This window comes from Streptomyces chryseus, from assembly GCF_014650755.1.
Classification (GTDB): domain Bacteria; phylum Actinomycetota; class Actinomycetes; order Streptomycetales; family Streptomycetaceae; genus Streptomyces; species Streptomyces chryseus.
Window position 1 is genome coordinate 49,809 of record NZ_BMVO01000006.1, and the last position, 20,571, is coordinate 70,379.

Below are 20,571 nucleotides of genomic sequence, written 5' to 3' on the forward strand. Positions count from 1 at the left end.
TCCCAGGTGGCCTCGCTCAGACGGCGCGCTGGTGGCCCTCCCCGTACGGCTCGCGCAGACGGCGCTTGTACAGCTTGCCGTTGGGGTCGCGCGGCATCACCTCGACGAAGTCGACGCTCCTGGGCCGCTTGAAGGCGGCGAGCCGCTGTTCGCAGTGCGCGAGGACGGCGGCGGCCAGCGCGTCGCCGGGGAGGTGGCCCTCGGCGGGTTCGACGACGGCCTTGACCTCTTCGCCCCAGTCCGCGTGCGGGATGCCGAAGACGGCGGCGTCCGCGACGGCGGGGTGGCTGAGGAGGGCCGCCTCGATCTCGGCGGGATAGATGTTGACGCCGCCCGAGATGATCATGTCGATCTTGCGGTCGCGGAGGAAGAGGTAGCCGTCCTCGTCGAGGACGCCGAGGTCCCCGACGGTGAAGAAGTCGCCGATGCGGTTCTTCCGTGTCTTACTCTCGTCCTTGTGGTAGCTGAAGCCGCCGGTGCTCATCTTCATGTAGACCGTGCCCAGTTCGCCGGGCGGCAGCCGGTTGCCGTCGTCGTCGAAGACGGCGAGTTCGCTGATGGGCCAGGCCCTGCCGACGGTGCCGGGCTTCTTCAGCCAGTCCTCGGCGGTCGCGAAGGCCCCGCCGCCCTCGCTGGCGGCGTAGTACTCCTCCACGCAGTGGCCCCACCAGTCGATCATCGCCCGCTTGACGTGGTCGGGGCAGGGCGCCGCGCCGTGGATGGCGTGGCGCATCGAGGACACGTCGTACGACGCCCGTACGACTTCGGGGAGTGCGAGCAGCCGGTGGAACTGGGTGGGGACCATGTGCGTGTGGGTGCACGCGTGCCGGTCGATGAGGCGCAGCATCTCCTCGGGCGTCCACTTGTCCATGAGGACGAGCGGATGACCGATGTGCAGGGACGCGCCCGCGAACTGGAGCACGGCGGTGTGGTAAAGCGGTGAGCAGACGAGGTGGACGTTGTCGTCGAAGGGCCGGATGCCGAAGATGGCGAGGAAACCGCCGAGGTAGGACTCCTCGGGGAGCTTGCCGGAGAGCGGGCGGCGGATGCCGCGGGGGCGTCCGGTCGTTCCCGAGGTGTAGTTCATGACCCAGCCGAGGGTGCGGTCGGCGGGTGCGGACTCGGGCTGTCCCGCGAGCAGTTCGGCGTACGGACGGAACCCGGGAACGTTCCCGACGGCGTAACGGCTGTTCCCGGGAAGGTTCGCTTCGTCGGCCGCCGCGGTGGCCGCTTCGGCGAAGCGCTCGTGCGCGATGACGACTTTGGCGCCGGAGTCGGCGACGATCCAGGCGATCTCCGGTCCGACGAGGTGGTGGTTGACCGGTACGAGGTAGAAGCCGGCCTGGGAGGCGGCCAGGTAGGCGGTGAAGAACTCGACGCCGTTGGGCAGGACGACGGCGAACGCGTCGCCCTGTCGCATGCCCGCCGCGCGCAGTCCGTGGACGAGCTGGTTGACGGCGGCGTGCAGCCGTCCCGCCGTCCACTGTTCGCCGTCCGGTGCGGTGAGCACCGTTCGGCCGGGGTCCGCCGTCGCCTGGGCCCAGAAGCCGTTGGGCGGCTGAGTCGCGGTCATGACCGGTCGCTCCTTCCGGCGATGCGGCCGAGGCGTTCCACGGCGCGTTCGAAACCGCGTGTGAGATCGTCGAAAATGGCCTGGACGCTGCGTTCGGACGTCATACGGCCGACGATCTGGCCGACGGGCGTGCCGAGCAGCGGTGCGACTTCGTACTTCTGGATGCGGGAGACGGCTTCGGCCACGAGCAGTCCCTGGAGCGGCATGGGAAGCGTCCCGGGTCCGCTCGGGTCGTCCCAGGCGTCGGTCCATTCGGTGCGCAGCTGGCGGGCGGGTTTGCCGGTGAGGGCGCGGGAGCGGACGGTGTCGCCGGAACCGGCGGCGAGGAGCTTGGCGGTGAGGGCGCGCGAGTGCAGGTCGGCCTCCTCGGTGGTCAGCCAGATCGAACCGAGCCAGGCGCCTTGGGCACCGAGGGCGAGACCGGCGGCCACCTGCTCACCGCTGCCGATGCCTCCGGCCGCGAGTACGGGCAGGGGGTGGACGGCGTCGACGACTTCGGGGACGAGGACCATGGAGGCGATCTCGCCCGTATGGCCGCCCGCTTCGTACCCCTGCGCGACGACGACGTCGATGCCCGCCTCGGCGTGGTGCCTGGCGTGCCGGGCGCTGCCGGCCAGGGCGGCGACGAGGACGCCGTGGTCGTGGGCGCGGGTGATGACGTCGGCGGGCGGCGAGCCGAGGGCGTTGGCGAGCAGCTTGATGGGGTAGTCGAACGCGACGTCGAGCTGGTTGCGCGCGACCTCCTCCATCCAGCCGGTGATGCGCCACCCCGACGCCTCGCCCTGGGCGAGTTCGGGCACGCCGTGCTTGGCAAGGGTCTCCTCGACGTACGTGCGGTGCCCGTCGGGGATCATCGCCTCGACGTCGGCCTCGGTCACGCCCTCGACCTTCTTCGCGGGCATGACGACGTCGAGGCCGTACGGCTTCCCGCCGGTGTGCTTCGTCATCCAGTCGAGGTCACGCGCGAGTTCGTCCGGCGCGGTGTAGCGGACCGCTCCGAGTACGCCGAACCCGCCCGCGCGGGTGATCGCGGCGGCCACCGCGGGGAAGGGTGTGAAGCCGAAGATGGCGTGCTCGACACCCAGTTTCTTACTCAGCTCCGTCTCCATGGGCGGCAGGATGCCGCAGTGGGGCGGACGAGGGAAGAGATTCTCTGATGATGCGTCAGATTTCTGCGACTCTCCGGCGTGGTTGACACCATCCACCGCCTGCAAGAAAGTTTCAGTTGTTGAACACGTGGCGGCAGTTACTTTCACTAGGGGTGGCTCGTGACCGACGGTGCGACGGGTGCGGAAGCGGAAGCGGGCAGAGGAATCAGCCGGCGCAGGCTCGGCGGCGGCATCATGGCCCTGGGCGGCGCCCTCGTGCTCGCCACAGGGGCCGCGGGCCACGCGGGCGCGACGCCGAACGAGGCGGCGGACCGCGCCGGCCCCGGCTGCCCGACACTGCGGCGCGGTTCACCCGAACGCGCCGGGCTCCTGCCCGGCCCCCTGACGCAGCTCGTCGCCGACGCGGAGCGCTATCTCGGCCCCTCCCCCAAGTACCCCTGGTACGCCGGCGCGGTCCTGCTCGCCGGGCGGGGCGGCACGGTGGCGTTGCATCAGGCGATCGGTTCGGCGGTGCGCTACTCGGCGTACGACGAGAAGACCGACACGGCGGTGGAGTTCCCGGCCGACCAGCGGATCGCGATGGCCGAGGACACCCTCTTCGACCTGGCGTCGGTCTCGAAGCTCTTCACCTCCGTCCTCGCCGTGCAGCAGATCGAGCGCGGCACGCTGGAACTGGAGGCGAAGGTCGCCGCGTACCTCCCTCGGTTCGGCGGCGCGGGCAAGCAGGACATGACCGTACGCCAGCTGCTCACGCACACATCGGGGTTCCGGGCCTGGATCCCGCTCTACAAGGAGCCGACACGGGAGGGGAAGCTGCGCCTGCTGTGGAACGAGGTGCCGGCCAGCCCGCCCGGCACCAAGTACCTGTATTCCGACCTGAACCTGATCTCCCTGCAGCTGGTACTGGAGGCGATCACCGGCCGCACTCTGGACGCACTGCTCCACGACGAGATCACCGCTCCGCTCGGGATGCACCGCACTCGCTTCAACCCGCCCGCCTCCTGGAAGCCGAAGATCGCCGCCACCGAGGACGCCCGGCTGCCCTGGTCGGGCCTCGACCGGGGGCTGGTGTGGGGTGAGGTGCACGACGAGAACGCGTACGGCTTCGGCGGTGTCGCCGGCCACGCCGGTGTCTTCTCCACCGCCTGGGACCTCGCGATCCTCGCCCGTACCCTCCTGAACGGCGGCGCGTACGGCCGGGCCCGCGTCCTGGAGCCCGAGTCGGTGGAGCTGATGTTCACCGACTTCAACACCGCCTTCCCGGGCGACGAGCACGGCCTCGGTTTCGAGCTCCACCAGCACTGGTACATGGGGGCCATGGCGACGCCGCGCACGGCGGGCCACACCGGGTTCACCGGCACGAGCCTGGTCCTCGACCCGTCCACCGACTCCTTCCTCGTCCTCCTGGGCAACTCGGTCCACCCGGTGCGCACCCACCGTTCCGGCAGCGCACCGCGCGTGGCCGCGGCCAACCACCTCGCCCGCGCGGTCGCCGTACGCCCGGTGCGCGGCCGCACCGCGTGGTTCTCCGGCATGGCCTCGGCCACCACGGCCACGCTGACGCTGCCCGCTCTCCCCCTCGCCCCCGCTCCCGCCGCCGAGTCCGCCGCCGCCTCGGGGCGTCCTCGGCTGCGCTGCCTGCTGTGGTGGGACACCGAGCCGGGGTCCGACCGCCTCTTCCTCGAGGCGTCGGCGGACGCGGGCGCCCCGTGGCAGGCGGTGCCGTTCACGACCGTACGCAAGGGGCAGGAGCCGCGGTCGCACCCGGCGGGCGAGGTCACCGGGTGGTCCGGGCGGGTCTGGCACCGGCTGGACGCCGACCTCTCGCAGTGGCGCGGCCAGGAGGTGCGGCTGCGGTGGCGCTACCGGACCGACGCGCTGTACGTCGGACGCGGGGCGTACGTCGACGGGCTGCGGGTCGACGACGGCCGCCGCACGCTCTTCGACGAGGCCAGGCCCGGGGACGCCGCCCGTATCGAGGCGGCAGGCTGGGCGGCCTCCGAGGACTGAGCGCGACGGGCCGCCCCGCGGCACGTGCGCCTGTGCGCCTCAGCGACCCAGGACCGCCATCGCCGCGTTGTGGCCGGGGATGCCGCTCACTCCGCCGCCCCGGACCGCGCCCGCCCCGCACAACAGGACATTGGGGTGCGCCGTCCCGACGCCCCAGCGGCCGACGGCTTCCGGCCCGTCGGCGTACGGGAAGGACAGCGGGCGGTGGAAGATGTTGCCGCCCGGCAGCCGCAGTTCCCTTTCGAGGTCCACCGGGGTCTTCGCCTCGATGCACGGGGCGCCGTTCCCGTCGAGCGCGAGACAGTCGGCGAGCGGCTCTTCGAGGTACGTGTCGAGCTGCCCCAGGGTGGCCGCGAGGAGTTCGGCGCGGGTCGCTTCGTTGTCGCCGGCGAAGAGCCGGGCGGGGGTGTGCAGGCCGAAGAGGGTGAGGGTCTGGTAGCCCTGTGCGGCGAGTTCCGGGCCGAGGATCGAGGGATCCGTCAGGGAGTGGCAGTAGATCTCCGAGGGCGGTGCGCTCGGCAGCCGCCCCGACGCGGCTTCGGCGTAGGCGGCCGCCAGTTGGCCGTACCCTTCGGCGACATGGAACGTTCCCGCGAACGCTTCTTTCGCTTCCACGGAACGGTCGCGCAGACGCGGAAGCCTGCGCAGCAGCATGTTGACTTTGAGCTGCGCCCCCTCAGTGCGGTTCGCGGGCGAGGGCGCGTCCCCGAGGAGCATCCCGAGCGCGTCGGGCGAGGCGTTCACGAGAACGTGCCGCGCCGCGACGGTTCCCTCCCCCGTGTCGCTGCGGAACGTCACCTCGGCACGCTTCCCGTCGGTGTCGACACGCGTCGCCTCGTGGCCGGTGGCGATCTCGGCGCCGACGGCCACCGCCGCTTTCGCGAGCGCGTCCGTGAACGCCCCCATGCCGCCCACGGGCACGTCCCAGTCGCCCGTGCCGCCGCCGATCACGTGGTAGAGGAAGCAGCGGTTCTGGACCAGCGTCGGATCGTGGGCGTCGGCGAACGTGCCGATGAGCGCGTCGGTGAGGACCACGCCCCGTACGAGATCGTCCGCGAAGTACTCCTCGATCGCGACGCCGATGGGCTCCTCGAACAGCATCCGCCAGGCCGCCTCGTCGCCGATCCGGGCGCGCAGCGCGTCCCGGGTGGGCAGCGGCTCGGTGAGGGTGGGGAAGACACGCTCGGCGACCTGCCGCATGAGGCCGTAGAAGGACTGCCACGACGCGAACTCCGCTTCGCCTCCCGTGAGCCGGGCGAACGACTCCCGGGTCCGGTCCACGCCGCCGCCGACGAGCAGCCCGCCGCGCCCGCTCGGCGTGTACGAGGAGACGGTGCGCTTGCGCACGGCGAAGTCCAGCCCCAGATCGCGGACGATCCGCCGGGGCAGCAGCGACACCAGGTACGAGTAGCGCGAGAGCCTGGCGTCGACTCCCGCGAACGGCCGGGTGGACACCGCCGCGCCACCGGTGCGGCCGAGGCGTTCCAGTACGAGCACGGAGCGGCCCGCGCGGGCGAGATAGGCGGCGGCGACGAGGCCGTTGTGTCCGCCGCCCACGATCACGGCGTCGTAGCTGTCCTGTACGGGCATGGCGTGCGCACTCCTGTCGTCGCGGTCCGCGGTACCGGTACGTTCCCCGGAACGGGTCAGGGGCCCTGGGCTCCGCGCCGTTGCCGCAGCGCCGCCACCCGCCGGTACAGCTCGACGGCCTCCGCGCCGCGTCCGAGCTGTTCCAGGCAGTGTGCCTCGTCGTTGCGGCTGGCGAGGGCGTCGGGATGGTCGGCGCCCAGGACGCGTTCGCGGGCCTCGGCGACCTGCCGGTAGACGGTGAGCGCGTCGGACCAGCGGCCGAGCCAGCCGAGGCCGACGGCGACCTCCCGGCGGCTGACGAGCGTGTCCGGGTGGTCGGCGCCCAGGACGCGTTCGCGGATCGCGCACACGTCGCGTGCCTCGGCCAGAGCCTCCTCCCAGCGGGCGAGCCGGCCGAGGTTGACGCCGAGCCCGTGCCGCGCGCGCAGCGTCTCGGGATCGGAGGGTCCCTGCGCCCGGGTGCGGTCGTCGACGAGGGCCCGGTAGAGCTCCAGCGCCTCCACGCTGCGGCCGAGCCGCCCCAGGCTGATGCCGACCTCGTAGCGGGCGGCCAGCGTGTCGGGATGGTCGGGGCCGAGTGCCTGCGCGCGGGCCTGGGCGACCTCCCGGTAGGTCTGGAGGGCCTCCGTCCAGCGCCCGAGCTGCCCGAGCGCGTACGCGACCTCGTACCGCGTGACGAGCGTGTCCGGGTGCGTCGCGCCGAGCACCCGGGCGCGGGCCTGCGCGACGTCGTGCGCCATGCGGTACGAGTCCTCCAGGCGGCCCAGCCTGCTCAGGTTGAACGCCAGGTTGTGCCGGCAGCGCAGCGTGTCCGGGTGATCGGCCCCCATCGTGCGTTCCCGGGAGGCGAGGACAGCGGCGTACACCTGGTGCGCCTCGAAGTGCCTGCCGAGCTGCCCGAGCACGTACGCCGTCTCCTGGCGGGCGGCGAGGGTTTCGGGGTGATCGGGCCCCATGGTGCGTTCGCGGCCCTCGGCGACCCGGCCGAACTCGCGCAGGGCGTCGGCGGCGCGGCCGGTCCTGCTGAGGGTGAAACCGACCTCGTAGTGGCTGGCGAGCGTGTCGGGGTGGTCGGGCCCCAGGGCGTGTTCGCGCTCGGCGGCGACGGCGCGGTGCACCTCGCCGGCTTCGTTCCAGCGGCCGAGGCGGCCGAGGCTGAGCCCGGCGTTGTGCCTGCTGGTCAGGACCGCCAGCGCCTCGGGCGTGGGGGTGGGCCGCTCCGGCCGGCGCGCGGCGGGGACGGCTGCGGGCGCCCGCAGGCCGGCACCCGTGGTCCACTCCCCCGTCAGCCCAGCGGAGTGGTCGGGCGGCGTCGCGGGCAGCGCCCACGTGCCGCTCGCCTTGTGGCCGGTGGTCATGCCACGCGTCCAGGAGGGCAGTCTCGGGGCGCGGGACGGCGGCTGTTCCGGCCGTCCCGCCTGCGGTCGCGGGGCGAGTACGGCGACCGGACCCGACGAGCGGCCGGCGGTCAGACGGTGGGCCAGTTCCCTGGCGTCGGCCGGTCGTTCCTCGGGGGTCTTGGCGAGCAGGTCGAGGACGGCGCGGTCGAAGAACGCGGGCAGCTCCGGGCGGTGCGCGCGCGGCGGCTCCGGCTGCGTGTCCCGGTGGCCGACGAGGACGGCCCAGGCGTCGTCGAGGTCGAACGGCGGCACGCCGGTCGCGATCTCGTACAGCACGCAGCCCAGCGAGTAGAGGTCGCTGCGGTGGTCGACCTCGACGCCGCTGATCTGCTCGGGCGACATGTAGTGCGGGGTGCCCATGGCGATGCCGGTGCCGGTGAGGCGGGAGGTGAAACCGATGTCGTGACCCAGGCGCGCGATGCCGAAGTCACAGATCTTCACCGTGCCGTCGGCGAGCCGCATGATGTTGGCCGGCTTGAGATCCCGGTGGACGATGCCCTGTTCGTGCGTGTAGGCGAGCGCCCAGGCGACCTGCTCGGCGATGTCGACGACGTCGGCGACGTCCAGCGGGTCCGCCTTGTTGTCCTCCAGGAGCTGGCTGAGGTTGCGCCCGTCGAGCAGTTCCATGACGAGGTAGAGCACGCCGTCGTGCTCGCCGAAGTCGTGGACGACGGTGACGCCTCGGTGCTGGAGAGCGGCCGCGACGCGCGCCTCCCTGCGGAAGCGTTCCCGCAGCACACCGGTGAACGACGGGTCGTGCTGGGGTCCCACCGGCTTGAGGCATTTGACGGCGACCTTCCGCCCCAAGGACTCATCGTGGGCACGCCACACCTCGCCCATGCCCCCGCGCCCGATCTGATCGAGCAGCCGGTACCGGCCCTGGATCAGCCTCGTGTCCGCCATCTCGTACTGTCGCCCCCGTCACTCCGCTGCGCCCTCCCCGGCCCGTCCAGTATGGCCGCCTGTCTGCGGAGTTTGTACGGTGCGGGGCGCGCGTCGGGGCCGGCGCCGGCCATTGCATTCAGAATGTGACCGGGCGCCGGTCACCGCCGCGTACGGGACGAGCCGCGGTGCGGGGATCTGTCCGATCGGTACGAGTCCGCGGGGCGACCGTTTCCGGGGGCGGCGCGGGGCGTCCGTACAGCTCCGTGCGTGTGGGGAGGCGCAGGGCGGCAGTGAGGCGTACGCGCGTCAGGCCACGCGCCGCCGCAGCCGTGCGCGCGCCGGTGCCGGCAGCGGGCGCGCCGGCGGCCGCGCGACGGAGACCGTCGGCATCACGGCCTTCCGTCCGGAGCCGTCGTACGCCGCTCCCGCCGAGGGCAGCCCCGGTGGTCACCAGCCGAGCTGCTCCTCCCCCAGGACCTCGCTGCCGATGTGCGCGGCGAGCTTCCGGGCCCTGGGGAGGTCGCCCCACTTGTCCACGTGCACGAAGACGGTGTGGTGCTCGGTCCACCGGCCCCACTGGGCCTGGTCGCCGTGAAAGACGACCTGGACCCCGTCGTACTTCGCGACACCGTGGCACTCCGCGTCGGGGTCGTCCGGCCATCGGCCCGACCAGTCGATGCCCGCCATGCCCCGCCCGAGCGCCGGGACGAAGAGATCCTCGACGCTTCCCTGGGCGATGTCCTCCATGATCTCCAGCGGCAACTCCGCCTGGAGCGCGGCGTCGTCCGCCGTCGTCACGTCCAGTTCGCACCAGAGGTACTCGCCCGTCGCCGGGTCGGTCCGGGGGTCCACGTACTCGTACCGCGCCCCCGGCAGCAGCTCGGCCATGCGGCGGACATCCTCGACCGTGTTCAGTTCGGCCATCAGGCCCACCTCGTCGTCGCACCGTTCCAACAGCGCGCACAGGCGCCTGGCCTGCGCGTATGCCGCGGCGGCGTCGGTGGTGCGGAAGACGGGGTATGCCCTGGAGTTGCCCATGCGCCGAACCGTCGCACGCCGCCGCGGCCTCCCGCCACTGAATTGCTCCGGTCCGAAAGCCTGGTCGGCAGGGACCTGTACGGACTTGTCCGACCGGCGGGACCGTACCGCCGTGCCGACCCGCTCGATGTGAACCCAAGGAGGCCGCCGACTCCGTCCTGAGCCCTCACCTGGGAGGTACCCGGTTCGCCACGCAGGGCGAGCGGGTGGTCGCCGGGCAGCGGCTGATGCAGGCCGCCGGCGACATCTTCCTGGGCTGGGAAAGGGTCCAGGGGATCGACGGCCGCGAGCGGGACTTCTCCGTACGGCAGTTGCGGGACTGGAAGTACGTACCGGAACCGTCCCTGATGGTCCCGTCACAAGCGCACCGCGGCGGAGCAGCTCGAACGCAGAGCGCCCCGCCGTGAGCGAACCCGAATCGAGGCATGATGACCTCCATCCCTGAGCACCGCACCGACACGCCGACAGGCAGGGGCATGGGGCCGACGGGCCGGGGGCGTGCGAAGTGAGGCGTACGGAGGCTGCGGCCGACCGCCGTCGGCGTGGCCACTGTCGTGCGCCGCCGGTGGTGATCTGCTGCCGGCGCCCGCGAGTCAGCGGCGTACCCGTGGCATGCCCAGGCCGATCCAGGAGATGATCTCGCGCTGGATCTCGTTGTTGCCGCCGCCGAAGGTGAAGATGACGGCGCTGCGGTAGCCGCGTTCCAGTTCGCCGTGCAGGACCGCGCCCGCCGAGCCCTCCTTCAACGGGCCCGTCGCACCGACGACTTCCATGAGCCAGGCGTAGGCGTCCCGGCGGGCCTCGGAGCCGTAGACCTTGACGGCGGAGGCGTCCTGCGGGGTGAGCGTGGCGTGCTGCAGGGCGGACACCATCTGCCAGTTGAGGAGCTTCATCGCGTCGAGCCTGGTGTGGGTCCGCGCGAGGCGGCCGCGCACCCAGCCGAGGTCGATGACGCGACGCCCGTCGGCGAGTTCGGTGTCCGCGGCCCAGCGCTGCACGTTGTGCAGGGCGCGGATCGCCATGGTGCCGTGGGCGGCGAGGGTGACGCGTTCGTGGTTGAGCTGGTTGGTGATCAGCCGCCAGCCCTTGTTCTCGGCGCCGACGCGGCGGGAGACGGGGACCCGGATGTTCTCGTAGTAGCTGGCGGTGGTGTCGTGCGAGGCGAGGGTGTTGATGAGGGTGCAGGAGTAGCCGGGGTCGCTCGTCGGGACGAGCAGCATGGTGATGCCCTTGTGGGGCGGCGCCTGCGGATCGGTGCGGACGGCGAGCCAGACCCAGTCGGCGGTGTCCCCGTTGGTGGTCCAGATCTTCTGCCCGTTGACGACGTAGTGGCCACTCGCCTCGTCGCCCTCGCGTACGGCGCGGGTCTTCAGGGCGGCGAGGTCGGTGCCCGCGTCGGGCTCGCTGTAGCCGATGGCGAAGTCGATCTCCCCGGCGAGGATCCTGGGGAGGAAGTACGCCTTCTGTTCGTCCGTACCGAACTGCATGATGGTCGGGCCCACGGTGTTGAGGGCCATGAGCGGCAGCGGTACGCCGGCCTGCGCGGCCTCGTCGAAGAAGATGAACTGCTCCACCGGCGAGAGACCGCGTCCGCCGTACTCCTCCGGCCAGCCGACGCCCAGCCACCCGTCGGCTCCGAGGCGGCGGACGGTGGCGCGGTAGAAGCGCTTCTGGGCCGCCGGTTCGGCGTACCGGGCGTAGGCGTTGTCGGGCACCAGCTCGGCGAAGTACGCACGCAGGTCGGCGCGCAACCGCGTCTGCTCAGGCGTGTATTCGAGGTGCACGGCCCCTCCAGGGTGTCGCGTTCCCTACGGCGGCGCACAGACTAGAACGCGTTTCAAGAATCTGGAAGGGCTTCCCGCACCCGATCGCTGCTGTCGCTTGGGCCCGGCCCTTCCGCCAGCAGCCCGGACATGGTCTCGGCCGCCTCGACCGACGCCCGCGCGCAGCAGTTGTTGAAGAGCACGTGGACCTGTTCCGTGCGCTCCGCGAGCGCGCGGACGCGCGGGACCCAGCCGCTGAGCTCGTCGCGGGTGTAGTGGTGCCGGTACTTGCTCTCCTTGGTGCCGGTGCCCCAGTGCGGGCTGCGTCCGTGGAACCGTACGACCGAGAGTCCGGGAGCCGTCGCCTCCGCGACGGGCGGCACCGAATCGGGCAGTCCCTGGAGCGTGTCGACGGCCACCAGCGGGATGCCCCGCTCGCGCAGGAAGCGCGTCGTCGCGGCGATACGGTCCGGTGCGAGCCACTGCGGATGCCTGAACTCCACGGCGATCGGCGCCCCGGCACGCTCCGCGCACTCCTCTATGTACGCCTGCGCCCGGGCGCCCGGGCGGAACCAGGGGGAGAACTGGAACAGCACGCTGCCCAGCCGGCCCGCGTCGCGCAGTGGTGCGACACCGGCCCTGAACCTCCCCCACACCTCCTCCACCACGCCCGGCGGCATCTGCGACTTCCGTACCCACGCGGCCGGTTCGAGACCGGTCGGCCGCAGGGGCGCGGGCAGCGCGCCCACCCGGGCGCCGTGGCCGGTGAGCAGGGCGAACGCCTTCACGTCGAAGAGGAAGCCCTCGGGAGTGCGTTCGGCCCACAGCGCGCTGACGCGCTCGGCGGGCAGCGCGTAGAACGTGCTGTCCGCCTCGACGACGGGGAACCGGGAGGCGTAGTGCCGCAACCGCCCCTCGGCTCCCCTCGCACCTTTCGGGTACCAGCCGCTGGAGACCAGGGCCGGGTCGGTCCACGAGCAGGTGCCCACGAGAATCTCGCCCATGGTCAGTCGGTGGACAGCGCCTCCAGGAGCTCACCGACGCGTGGTTCGGGCAGCGCCCTGGCGACGTCGGCCTGGGCGATCATCCCCACCAGCCGGTGGTCGTCGACGACCGGAAGCCTGCGCACCTTGTGCCGTGTCATCGTGCGGAGCACCTCCTCCACACTGTCGTCGGCCCGTACGAACACCACGTCCCCCTGGGCGAGTTCGGCGGCCTTCGTGGTGTTCGGGTCCTTGCCCGCGCCGAGAGCCCGCACCACGATGTCGCGGTCGGTCACCATGCCCTTGAGCCTGTCGTCGCTCCCGCAGACGGGCAGGGCGCCCACGCCGAGCCGCGTCATCGTACGGGCCGCGTCCCCGAGCGTCTCCTGCTCGCCCACGCACTCCGTGCCCCTGGTCATGATCTGGCGTGCGGTTGTCATCGTCCCTCCCGATGTGACGGTCCGTTCGCTGGAGTCCGTCGGGTACCCGGGCGCGGGGCGGTCAACCTTGCGGCGGCGATGACTGGTGTCGCACCAGGGGTAGCGGCGGCTGCGCCGGCACGTGCAGACGGCCACCATGAACCGGTCGGACCGGGCCGTCGTACCGTCCGCCAGCGTGATCTCGACCGGCCCCTCCACCAGTACCGGCCCCTCGGGATCGACGACGACCCGCCGGGCCGGGCACACGTCCGGCACTGCTTCGCGGCTCTCAGTCTCGCCAGGCACGGATCACCACCAGCTCCTCCTTCGTCTCGCCCGGGTCCACCAGACCCTGGGCCTCCAGCCACGCGGCGTGCCGGCGCATCACCGGGCCGTACGGGACGGTCTCCCGCGCCACGGGCTCCGCCCGCAGCCCCTGGGCGGCGAGGGCCGCCACCGTCGGCCCGACCCCGGACAGCGCGGACTGCACCAGGAGGAGTACGCCGCCGTCCCGCAGCAGGGGCGGCGCCTGGACGCACAGCCGGTCCAGCACCGCCCGCCCGTCGGCACCCGCCCACCAGGCCAGGTCGGCACCCCGCACCGGTACGCCGCCGGGCGAGGCGACGTACGGTGGGTTGGAAAGGATCAGGTCGAAGCTCCGCCCCGCGAGCGAACTCAGCAGGTCACCGCGGTGCACCCGGATCGGATGCCCTCGCAGCCGGGCGTTGACCCGGGCCGCGAGGACGGCTCTGCGCGACAGGTCGGTCGCGGTGACGCTCGCGGCGCCGCATTCGGCGGCCACCAGGGCGAGGGCGCCGGTGCCCGTACCGACGTCGAGCACGTCGGCTCCGAGCGTCCGCGGTTCTTCCCGCGTCACCCGTGCGAGGAGTTCGGTGTCTTCCAGTGGGGCGTAGACCCCAGGTGGTCTGAGTAGGCGCATGGGACGGGGGTACCTCAAAGTGCCCTGGTCATAACGGCCACCGCCGTAAGGAGCAGCTAATGAGGGATGTCCCCGACCGCCCCTTTTCCTACTGGATGGAGTACGGCGACGCACCGGCGCACCCCCCGCCGCCCGACGGCCTCGACGTGGACGTGGCGGTGATCGGCGCGGGCATCGCCGGAATCTGTACGGCCTGGGAGCTCGCCCGGGCCGGGAAGAGCGTCGCCCTGCTGGAGGCGGACCGTGTCGCCGCGGGAGTCACCGGCAACACCACGGCCAAGCTCTCGGCTCTGCACGGCGTCGTCTACCAGCGGCTGCGCGGTACGCGCGGCCGGGAGGGCGCAGCGCTGTACGCACGGTCGCAGCAGGACGCCATCGGCCATGTCGTTGCCGTGTGCGAGGAGCTGGGGATCGACTGCGACCTGGAACGCGTCCCCGCGTACACCTACGCGGAGACCCACGCGGAGGCCGTCACGGTCGAGGCGGAGGCGGAGGCCGCGCGCGCCGCCGGGCTGCCCGCGTCGTACGTGAGGGAGACGGGGCTGCCGTTCCCCGTCGCGGGCGCGGTGCGTGTCGAGGAACAGGCCCAGTTCCATCCGCGCAAGTACCTCTTCGCGCTCCTCGTTGATTTGGAGCGGCACGGCGGGCAGATCTTCGAGGGCACCAGAGTCGTCGGGCTGCGCGAGGGCGAGCCGTGCCGGCTGACGACCGAGGACGGCCGCACGGTCGCCGCCCGCGACATCGTGGTCGCCACGCACTACCCCGTCTTCGACCGCTCACTGCTCTTCGCCCGCCTGAAGCCGCACCGCGAGCTGGTCGTGGCCGGGGTGATCCCCGCCGCGCAGGACCCCGGGGGGATGTACCTGACGCCCGAGGGATCGACGCGTTCGGTGCGGACCGCCCCGTACGGCGACGGGGAACGGCTGCTCATCGTGACCGGCGAGAAGTTCACCCCGGGAGCGGGCCGTGTCGAGGAACGGTACGAACGGCTGGAGCAGTGGACCACACAGCGCTTCCCCGACGTACGCCTCACGCACCGGTGGGCCGCCCAGGACAACGAACCGACGGACGGCGTGCCGTTCGTCGGCGCGCTGCACCCGCGCGCGCACCACGCCTTCGTGGCGGCCGGTTTCAACGGCTGGGGCATGGCGAGCGGGGTGATGGCGGGCAAGCTGCTGGCCGCGCGGATCACCGGGCGGAAGCTGCCGTGGGCGGACCTGTACGACCCGGTGCGCCTCCAGCCGCTCAAGGAGGCCCCGTCGCTGCTGCGGTTCCAGGCCGCCGCGGCCGGGCACTTCGTGGGCGACCGGCTGCCGTTCGTGACGGGCGGCGGGCCCGCCTCGGCGATCACGCCCGGTGCGGGTGCGGTGGTGCGCAGCGGCGCCCGTCATGTCGCGGTGCACCGCGACGACGCGGGTGAGCTGCACGCCCTGTCGGCCCGGTGCACGCACCTGGGCTGTCTGGTGCGGTTCAACGACGGGGAGCGCACCTGGGAGTGCCCCTGCCACGGCTCGCGGTTCGGTATCGACGGCGAAGTGCTCCAGGGACCGGCCGTACGCCCCCTGGAACGGATCCACGACTTCGAGGACGACGAGAAATGACCGCTGTCGCGGAGCTGCCCCCCGCGCGCGGGCCGCTTTCCGGCGCCGTGCGCGACATACTGCTCGGCTCTCCCCCGGACGCCGGGCCCCTGCTCGACGAGGCCGCCTCGGCGGACCCGTTCGGGGAGGATCTCCAGCTGGCCCTCTACCTGGCGTACGAACCGCACTACCGGGGCTTCCGCGGCGTGCCCGACACCCGGGAGTGGGATCTGGACCTGCTGCGCCTGCGCGCCGCCCTGGAGGAGGCGTTCCTCGGAGCGCTGCGCGAGGCGGCGTCCGGCGCCGACGACGTGAGCGCCGAACTGGACGCCCTGCTCGTCGAACCGGTCGAGGGGCGCGGCGTCTCCCACGAGCTGATGCACGACGGCACGTGGGAGCGGATGCGCGAGTACCTCGCGCACCGTTCGCTGTACCAGCTGAAGGAGGCCGACCCGCAGGCCTGGGTGATCCCGCGCCTGGAGGGCCAGGCGAAGGCGTCCCTGGTGGCGGTCGAGTTCGACGAGTTCGGCGCCGGACGCGGCACCCAGGTGCACGCCAGGCTGTTCGCCGGCCTGATGCAGGGCGCGGGCCTGGACGCGCGCTACGGGCTGTTCCTGGAGTTCGCGCCCGCCGTCACGCTCGCCCCCGTCAACGCGATGTCTCTCTTCGGCCTGCACCGCGCTCTGCGCGGCGCCCTGGTCGGGAACTTCGCCACGCTGGAGATCACCTCGCCGCCGGGCGCGCGCCGGATGGCGAAGGCGCTGGAGCGGCTGGGCGCGGGCGAGGAGTGCACGCGCTTCTTCACCGAGCACATCGAGGCGGACGCGGTGCACGAGCAGGTCATGCGCCGTGACGTGATCGGGGACCTCCTCGACAGGGAGCCGGAGCTGGCGGCGGACGTGGCGTTCGGCATCCGGGCGAGCGTGCTGCTGGAGTCGCGCTGGGAGGAGCACGTGCTGGGCGCCTGGCGGGAGGGCCGGAGTTCGCTGCGGCCCGGCGCCCCCGGCATCAGCCGCCCCGCACCGCCCCGATGAGCTCCAGGGCTGCGCCAGGCCCTTCGCGCGGTGCACGCCCTCGGTGGGGCGCGTACGGCTCCAGCCGGGGCCCGCGACCAGCACGGCGGGCCGGTACGGGCCCCTGTGATGCCCCAGGCCGTGGCGCGTATCCGGCCGGGCAGCGACCGGTCGGCGGTGGGGCGCGTCTGGGACCACAGGACGACGCCGCACGGCCCGGTCCTGCGCACAGCCTCGGTCAGGGCGCCGGCGGGCACCGCGGCGCCGAACATCCTCACCGGCGTCCCGAGCTCCCCGAGGGCCGCCGTCAGGGCCTCCAGCGCCAGGGTGTGCCCCTCCCCGGGCGCGCAGGCGAGCAGGACGGGGCGGTCGTGGGCCGCCCGCCGCCGTCCGGGGCGTCCGGGGCGGGCCACGGGCGGCGCAGGGCGCAGGAGAGGTGCCAGGACAGCAGGCGCTCGGCCTCGACGTAGCGCTCGGCCGCCTCGTCGCCACTTGCGCCCACCTGCGGCCGATGGCGCGCAGGGCGGGCGTCATCACGTCCTCCCAGGCGGGGACGAGGCCGTAGTCGGCGACGGCGGCGAGGAGGCCGTCGAGCAGGGGCGAGTCGAGCCGTACGGCGGCCCGGCACAGCCCCCGTGCGACCCGCGCCGGGTCCGTGCCGCCCGCCCCGCGCTCCCGGTCGCTCCCGCCGTCCTCGTCGGCCCGTGGCGCGCCGCCCGCCGCCGAGGGCGCCGGGGACGCGCCCGCCGGCCGGCCGCCGCCGTCCGTGCGCGGGCCGGGCACCGTGGCGGCCCCGGGGCCCGGCCACTCCTGGGGCGTGTCCTGTGCACGGGCCGGCCTGGCGGCCTCGGCCGGCGCGACGCCCCGCGCGGTGAGCCGGCACATGCGCTCCAGTACGGCCACGTCGGCGGGGGTCCAGCGCCGGTACTGCCGCCCTCGCGCGCGGCGGGTCCGAGGCCGTAACGCCGGTCCCAGGACCGCAGGGTCGTCGGCGCGACACCCAGCCTCAGGGCGAGTGCCCCGGTGGTCGGTCCGGCGTCCTGCGAGGGCTGTCGTGCCACGTCCACGCACGGACGATACGACACACGAACGACGCGAGTTGCCCGCTCACGCGAGCCGGTCCGAAGGTGATGCCGGAAGGACGGCGGCCGGCCCGCGGTTCCGGGGCATCCGTGTGGTCGGCCATGCGGATGCCACCGGGCGCACCGTACGGGGCAGGCGGGCTCGAAGAGGCGTCACCGGAGCAGCGGCCCCCGTGACGCCGAACCGGCCGCCCGGCCCGCTCCAGGGCTCCCCCCGGGGCCGGGCGGCTCCCCGCCGGCACTCCGCCCCGCACAGAGCGTTCTGTGCGGGGCGGAGTGCGTGCGTACCGGTGTGATGTCAGGGCTCTCTAAGGAAGCTGGGTGTCGAGCGCCGCCCGGCCCTCCTTCTCCAGCCGGCGCCGCGCCCACTCCAGAGTCGCCGGAGTCACGTCACGCCCCGAGGAGAGCACCAGGTCCTCGGGCGTCACGTTGTCGGTGGCACCGGTGTGGAGCAGGCTGTCGGGGGTCACCTCCGACGGCTTCGGCCTCGAAACGGATTCCTCGCTCATACCGCCTCCTTGTTTCGTCGATCAGTCGGCATTCTGGTTCCCGCGTACCCGCGGCGCATCCGGTGCACATCCCCGGCTCCGCTCGTTCTCACGTTCCGGATGCGAGGGGCGCCCGCCTGCGGGAGCGTGGGCAATGTGGGCAGCCCAATCGGGCCAACGAGGCACGGAGTGGGACACATGAGCGAAGACAACACGGTTCCTCCCGAGGACGACGGCGTCCTCGACGCGCAGGACACGCTCGAGAGCGACGACCTGGAGTACGACCCGCTCGATGCCGGGATCGCGCCCCCCGAGCACTGGTCGCCCGCGGAGTTCTTCGGCAACACGGCGGAGGAGGCGCATCGGGGCGAGTCGCTGGACCAGCTTCTCTCCGAGGAGGAACCGGACGTCGATCCGGACGCCCTCGACGATGAGGAGGAGGACGACGAGCTCAAGGGCCTGGACGAGGAGCTCGAAGGCCTCGACGAGGAACTGGAAGACATGTAGCCGACGGCTCTACGCCGGTGGCCGGTCCTGGCCGGCCGGACCGCTCTGCCCGTGCCCATCGCCCTGCCCTTCCTGCCCGTACCGCCGCTGGAACTGCGCGACCCGCCCCTCCGTGTCCACGGTCCGTGCCTTGCCGGTGTAGAACGGGTGGCTCTCCGAGGAGATCTCGACGTCGACGACGGGATACGTGTTGCCGTCGTCCCACTCGATGGTGTTCTCGCTGGTGGCCGTCGACCGGGTGAGGAACGCGTAGCCCGCGGCCCGGTCGCGGAAGACCACCTGCTGATAGGAGATGCTGGCGTCCGGCTTCACGTGTGGCTCCTTGCCTCGTGGTACGGGGAGTGCGCGCGTACGGATCGGGCCTTCTCAGGCTAAGCCGGACGGCGCCCGTCGGCATCCGTCACCGCGGGGGAGACCCCCAGGGCGGCATGCAGGTGCTGGCGCAGCGACACCGCCGTACCGAAGCCGACCGCCGCCTGGCCCCCGTCGCGGTGCGGCGGCACGACCGTGCCGCGTGCCACCTCGTTGGCCACCCGTGAGCCGTGGTCGGCGCGGATCATGTGCAGGCACAGGTCGATGCCTGAGGCGACGCCCGCCGCCGTGAGTACGCCGTCGTCGTCCGTGTAGAGCACGTCCGGGTCGACCCGCACGCGAGGGTGCAGCCGTTGGAGGTCGGCGGCCGAGCGCCAGTGCGTCGTGGCGCGCTTCCCGTCGAGGAGTCCGGCCGCCGCGAGGACGAAGGAGCCGGTGCAGATGGAGGCGACGCGCGCGCCGGGACGGATCCGGTGCAGGGCCTTCGCCAGCGCGGGCGGGAGACAGGGCGCCGCGCGGGGGGTGCAGTCCTCGTCGGAGGCCGGGACGATCACGGTGTCGGCTTCGGCGAGGATGTCCGTGCCGTGCGCGACACGGACGGTGACATCGGCGTCCGTGCGCAGGTCGCCGGTTCCGGGGTGCACGTCAGGACCTCGTAGAGCGGCTCGCCCGCCGGGGACAGGGCCTGTCCGAAGAGCCGGTGGACGATGCCCAGTTCCATGGTGAGCAGCCCGTCGCGGACGAGTACGGCCGTGGGGGTCTCCTGCGGAGCGCTGTTCACCGCGGTGATGACGGAGCCCTGGCAGTACGTACTGGGGTGGGCTTCCTCGTCGGAACGGGCTGCGGGTCGATGGCGATGACGGTGGCCGCGACCGTGACCGGCCGCTGGTTCGCGCGCCGCCGCGGCCTGGTCACCGGCGCGCTCACGGCGGCCGGCGTGTTCGGGCAGTTCGTGTTCCCGCCGTTGCTGTCCTGGACGGTCGAGCGGTACGCGTGGCGCGCCGCGACCGTGACGCTCGTGGTGGCGGCGCTGGCGGCGCTGGCGGCGCTGCCGCTCGTACTCCTGGTGCTGCGCGATCGTCCGACGGATGTCGGACTACGGCCCTACGGCGCTCCGGAGAACGACGCCGACGCGTCCCGGGAACGGTCCGCGACCGTTCGCGGGGCGGCCCGTCGGACGGTTCACGTGCTCGCGCGATGGGCGCGCACGGGTCCGTTCTGGCTGCTGGCGGCGACGTTCGCGATCTGCGGCGCGTCCACGAACGGCGTCATGTGGACCCACTTCACCCCCGCCGCGCACGACCACGGCATGCCCGGGACGACCGCGTCCTCGCTGCTCGCCACGATCGGCGTGTTCAACATCGCGGGAACACTCGCCTCGGGCCGGCTGACCGACCGGTTCGACCCCCGCCGGCTGCTCGCCGCGTACTACGCGCTGCGCGGCCTCACCCTCCTCGTCCTGCCCCTGCTGCTGACCGCGCACGTCGGAACGCCGCTGGTCGCCTTCGTCGTGCTCTTCGGGCTCCTCGACGTCGCCACGGTGGCGCCGACCCTGGCGCTGTGCCGGGAGTTGTACGGCGGGGACAGTGCCATCGTGTTCGGCTGGGTCGCGGCGGCGCACCAACTGGGCGCGGGCCTGGCCGCGTTCGCGGGTGGCGTGGCGTGGGACGCGTTCGGTTCGTGCGACCCGCTGTGGGTGGGGGTCGGCGCGCTGTGCGGGACCGGCGCGCTGCTGGCGCTGACGGTCGTACGGCCCCGGGCGGCGGCGTCAGGAGGATCCGGCCCCCTACCCCAACCCAGGGGACATCAAGCCCCGCTCAGCAGAATTCAGGCAAAGGCGGTACTACGCGAGGAAACTGACTGTAATCGACCTGTACGG

General features: G+C 72.8%; 15 protein-coding genes and 5 pseudogenes. 6 read left to right on the forward strand and 14 right to left on the reverse strand.

All coding sequences use genetic code 11. The features are described 5' to 3' along the window. Positions 1-16: 16 nt before the first annotated feature. Positions 17-1,573: an acyl-CoA synthetase gene (locus tag IE185_RS12420; protein WP_138893970.1), complete on the reverse strand. Its 1,557-nt coding sequence runs from the start codon at positions 1,571-1,573 to the stop codon at positions 17-19. Continuing rightward, the gene (locus IE185_RS12425; RefSeq protein WP_138893971.1) at positions 1,570-2,682 is read right to left on the reverse strand and encodes an NAD(P)H-dependent flavin oxidoreductase; all 1,113 of its coding nucleotides are present in this window, start codon (positions 2,680-2,682) and stop codon (positions 1,570-1,572) included. The genes IE185_RS12420 and IE185_RS12425 overlap by 4 nt, the downstream gene beginning before the upstream one ends. 234 nt (positions 2,683-2,916) lie before the next feature. Between IE185_RS12425 and IE185_RS12430 the strand changes: the two genes are divergently transcribed. Then, the gene (locus tag IE185_RS12430; RefSeq protein ID WP_138893992.1) at positions 2,917-4,692 is read left to right on the forward strand and encodes a serine hydrolase domain-containing protein; all 1,776 of its coding nucleotides are present in this window, start codon (positions 2,917-2,919) and stop codon (positions 4,690-4,692) included. A gap of 39 nt (positions 4,693-4,731) precedes the next feature. On the opposite strand, the gene IE185_RS12435 is transcribed toward IE185_RS12430, so the two are convergent. From IE185_RS12435 to IE185_RS12445, 3 genes are all read right to left on the reverse strand, one after another. Then, positions 4,732-6,282, reverse strand: a complete 1,551-nt coding sequence (locus IE185_RS12435; protein WP_138893972.1) for a phytoene desaturase family protein — start codon at positions 6,280-6,282, stop codon at positions 4,732-4,734. Positions 6,283-6,338: 56 nt separating this feature from the next. Next, positions 6,339-8,585: a serine/threonine-protein kinase gene (locus tag IE185_RS12440; protein ID WP_138893973.1), complete on the reverse strand. Its 2,247-nt coding sequence runs from the start codon at positions 8,583-8,585 to the stop codon at positions 6,339-6,341. 429 nt (positions 8,586-9,014) lie between these two features. Continuing rightward, on the reverse strand, positions 9,015-9,605 hold the full coding sequence (locus IE185_RS12445; protein ID WP_138893974.1) for a hypothetical protein: 591 nt from the start codon (positions 9,603-9,605) through the stop codon (positions 9,015-9,017). A 119-nt stretch (positions 9,606-9,724) separates the two neighbouring features. Between IE185_RS12445 and IE185_RS33085 the strand changes: the two are divergent. Then, positions 9,725-9,961 (forward strand): annotated as a pseudogene (locus IE185_RS33085) (DUF2252 family protein); the annotation flags it as partial. 237 nt (positions 9,962-10,198) lie between these two features. On the opposite strand, the gene IE185_RS12455 reads toward IE185_RS33085, so the two are convergent. From IE185_RS12455 to IE185_RS12470, 5 genes and pseudogenes are all read right to left on the reverse strand, one after another. Beyond that, positions 10,199-11,389 carry an acyl-CoA dehydrogenase family protein gene (locus tag IE185_RS12455; protein ID WP_138893976.1) on the reverse strand — a complete coding sequence of 397 codons (1,191 nt, stop codon included), beginning with the start codon at positions 11,387-11,389 and terminating at the stop codon, positions 10,199-10,201. A 53-nt stretch (positions 11,390-11,442) separates the two neighbouring features. After that, positions 11,443-12,372, reverse strand: a complete 930-nt coding sequence (locus IE185_RS12460; protein ID WP_138893977.1) for a DUF72 domain-containing protein — start codon at positions 12,370-12,372, stop codon at positions 11,443-11,445. Positions 12,373-12,374: 2 nt separating this feature from the next. Further along, positions 12,375-12,791, reverse strand: coding sequence for a CBS domain-containing protein (locus IE185_RS33090; RefSeq protein WP_167518848.1), 417 nt, complete (start codon positions 12,789-12,791; stop codon positions 12,375-12,377). An 87-nt stretch (positions 12,792-12,878) separates the two neighbouring features. Then, positions 12,879-13,076: pseudogene (locus IE185_RS33650) on the reverse strand (CDGSH iron-sulfur domain-containing protein); the annotation flags it as partial. Continuing rightward, complete coding sequence (locus tag IE185_RS12470; protein WP_138893979.1) at positions 13,060-13,710, reverse strand: HemK2/MTQ2 family protein methyltransferase; 651 nt, start codon at positions 13,708-13,710, stop codon at positions 13,060-13,062. The pseudogene IE185_RS33650 and the gene IE185_RS12470, both read right to left, overlap by 17 nt. 59 nt (positions 13,711-13,769) lie before the next feature. Between IE185_RS12470 and IE185_RS12475 the strand changes: the two genes are divergently transcribed. Continuing rightward, positions 13,770-15,311, forward strand: a complete 1,542-nt coding sequence (locus tag IE185_RS12475; RefSeq protein ID WP_138893980.1) for an FAD-dependent oxidoreductase — start codon at positions 13,770-13,772, stop codon at positions 15,309-15,311. Continuing rightward, complete coding sequence (locus tag IE185_RS12480) at positions 15,308-16,324, forward strand: iron-containing redox enzyme family protein (RefSeq protein ID WP_138893981.1); 1,017 nt, start codon at positions 15,308-15,310, stop codon at positions 16,322-16,324. Before IE185_RS12475 ends, IE185_RS12480 begins: the two co-directional genes overlap by 4 nt. A 12-nt stretch (positions 16,325-16,336) precedes the next feature. Here the strand turns inward: IE185_RS12480 and IE185_RS34095 are convergent. Next, a pseudogene (locus IE185_RS34095) lies at positions 16,337-17,364 on the reverse strand (MerR family transcriptional regulator); the annotation flags it as partial. 329 nt (positions 17,365-17,693) lie between these two features. After that, complete coding sequence (locus IE185_RS12490; RefSeq protein ID WP_138893982.1) at positions 17,694-17,894, reverse strand: hypothetical protein; 201 nt, start codon at positions 17,892-17,894, stop codon at positions 17,694-17,696. Between the two features lie 177 nt (positions 17,895-18,071). Here IE185_RS12490 and IE185_RS12495 point away from each other — a divergent pair, with 177 nt between their 5' ends. Next, positions 18,072-18,380: a hypothetical protein gene (locus IE185_RS12495; RefSeq protein WP_138893983.1), complete on the forward strand. Its 309-nt coding sequence runs from the start codon at positions 18,072-18,074 to the stop codon at positions 18,378-18,380. 9 nt (positions 18,381-18,389) lie between these two features. Here the strand turns inward: IE185_RS12495 and IE185_RS12500 are convergent, their stop codons facing one another. Next, a complete protein-coding gene (locus IE185_RS12500) occupies positions 18,390-18,692 on the reverse strand; it encodes a type B 50S ribosomal protein L31 (protein ID WP_189715148.1) in 303 nt (100 codons plus the stop codon). A 161-nt stretch (positions 18,693-18,853) separates the two neighbouring features. After that, positions 18,854-19,413 (reverse strand): annotated as a pseudogene (locus tag IE185_RS12505) (GlxA family transcriptional regulator); the annotation flags it as partial. Positions 19,414-19,548: 135 nt separating this feature from the next. Between IE185_RS12505 and IE185_RS12510 the strand changes: the two are divergent. Continuing rightward, positions 19,549-20,427: pseudogene (locus IE185_RS12510) on the forward strand (MFS transporter); the annotation flags it as partial. Positions 20,428-20,571 lie beyond the last annotated feature (144 nt).

Excerpts from the sequence above, each read along its gene's own strand:
- IE185_RS12440 (WP_138893973.1), bottom strand. The coding sequence starts at position 8,585 with ATGGCGGACACGAGGCTGATCCAGGGCCGGTACCGGCTGCTCGATCAG.
- IE185_RS12425 (WP_138893971.1), bottom strand. The coding sequence starts at position 2,682 with ATGGAGACGGAGCTGAGTAAGAAACTGGGTGTCGAGCACGCCATCTTC.
- IE185_RS12445 (WP_138893974.1), bottom strand. The coding sequence starts at position 9,605 with ATGGGCAACTCCAGGGCATACCCCGTCTTCCGCACCACCGACGCCGCC.
- IE185_RS12460 (WP_138893977.1), bottom strand. The coding sequence starts at position 12,372 with ATGGGCGAGATTCTCGTGGGCACCTGCTCGTGGACCGACCCGGCCCTG.
- IE185_RS12480 (WP_138893981.1), top strand. The coding sequence starts at position 15,308 with ATGACCGCTGTCGCGGAGCTGCCCCCCGCGCGCGGGCCGCTTTCCGGC.
- IE185_RS12495 (WP_138893983.1), top strand. The coding sequence starts at position 18,072 with ATGAGCGAAGACAACACGGTTCCTCCCGAGGACGACGGCGTCCTCGAC.
- IE185_RS12475 (WP_138893980.1), top strand. The coding sequence starts at position 13,770 with ATGAGGGATGTCCCCGACCGCCCCTTTTCCTACTGGATGGAGTACGGC.
- IE185_RS12420 (WP_138893970.1), bottom strand. The coding sequence starts at position 1,573 with ATGACCGCGACTCAGCCGCCCAACGGCTTCTGGGCCCAGGCGACGGCG.
- IE185_RS12435 (WP_138893972.1), bottom strand. The coding sequence starts at position 6,282 with ATGCCCGTACAGGACAGCTACGACGCCGTGATCGTGGGCGGCGGACAC.
- IE185_RS33090 (WP_167518848.1), bottom strand. The coding sequence starts at position 12,791 with ATGACAACCGCACGCCAGATCATGACCAGGGGCACGGAGTGCGTGGGC.
- IE185_RS12490 (WP_138893982.1), bottom strand. The coding sequence starts at position 17,894 with ATGAGCGAGGAATCCGTTTCGAGGCCGAAGCCGTCGGAGGTGACCCCC.
- IE185_RS12430 (WP_138893992.1), top strand. The coding sequence starts at position 2,917 with ATGGCCCTGGGCGGCGCCCTCGTGCTCGCCACAGGGGCCGCGGGCCAC.
- IE185_RS12470 (WP_138893979.1), bottom strand. The coding sequence starts at position 13,710 with ATGCGCCTACTCAGACCACCTGGGGTCTACGCCCCACTGGAAGACACC.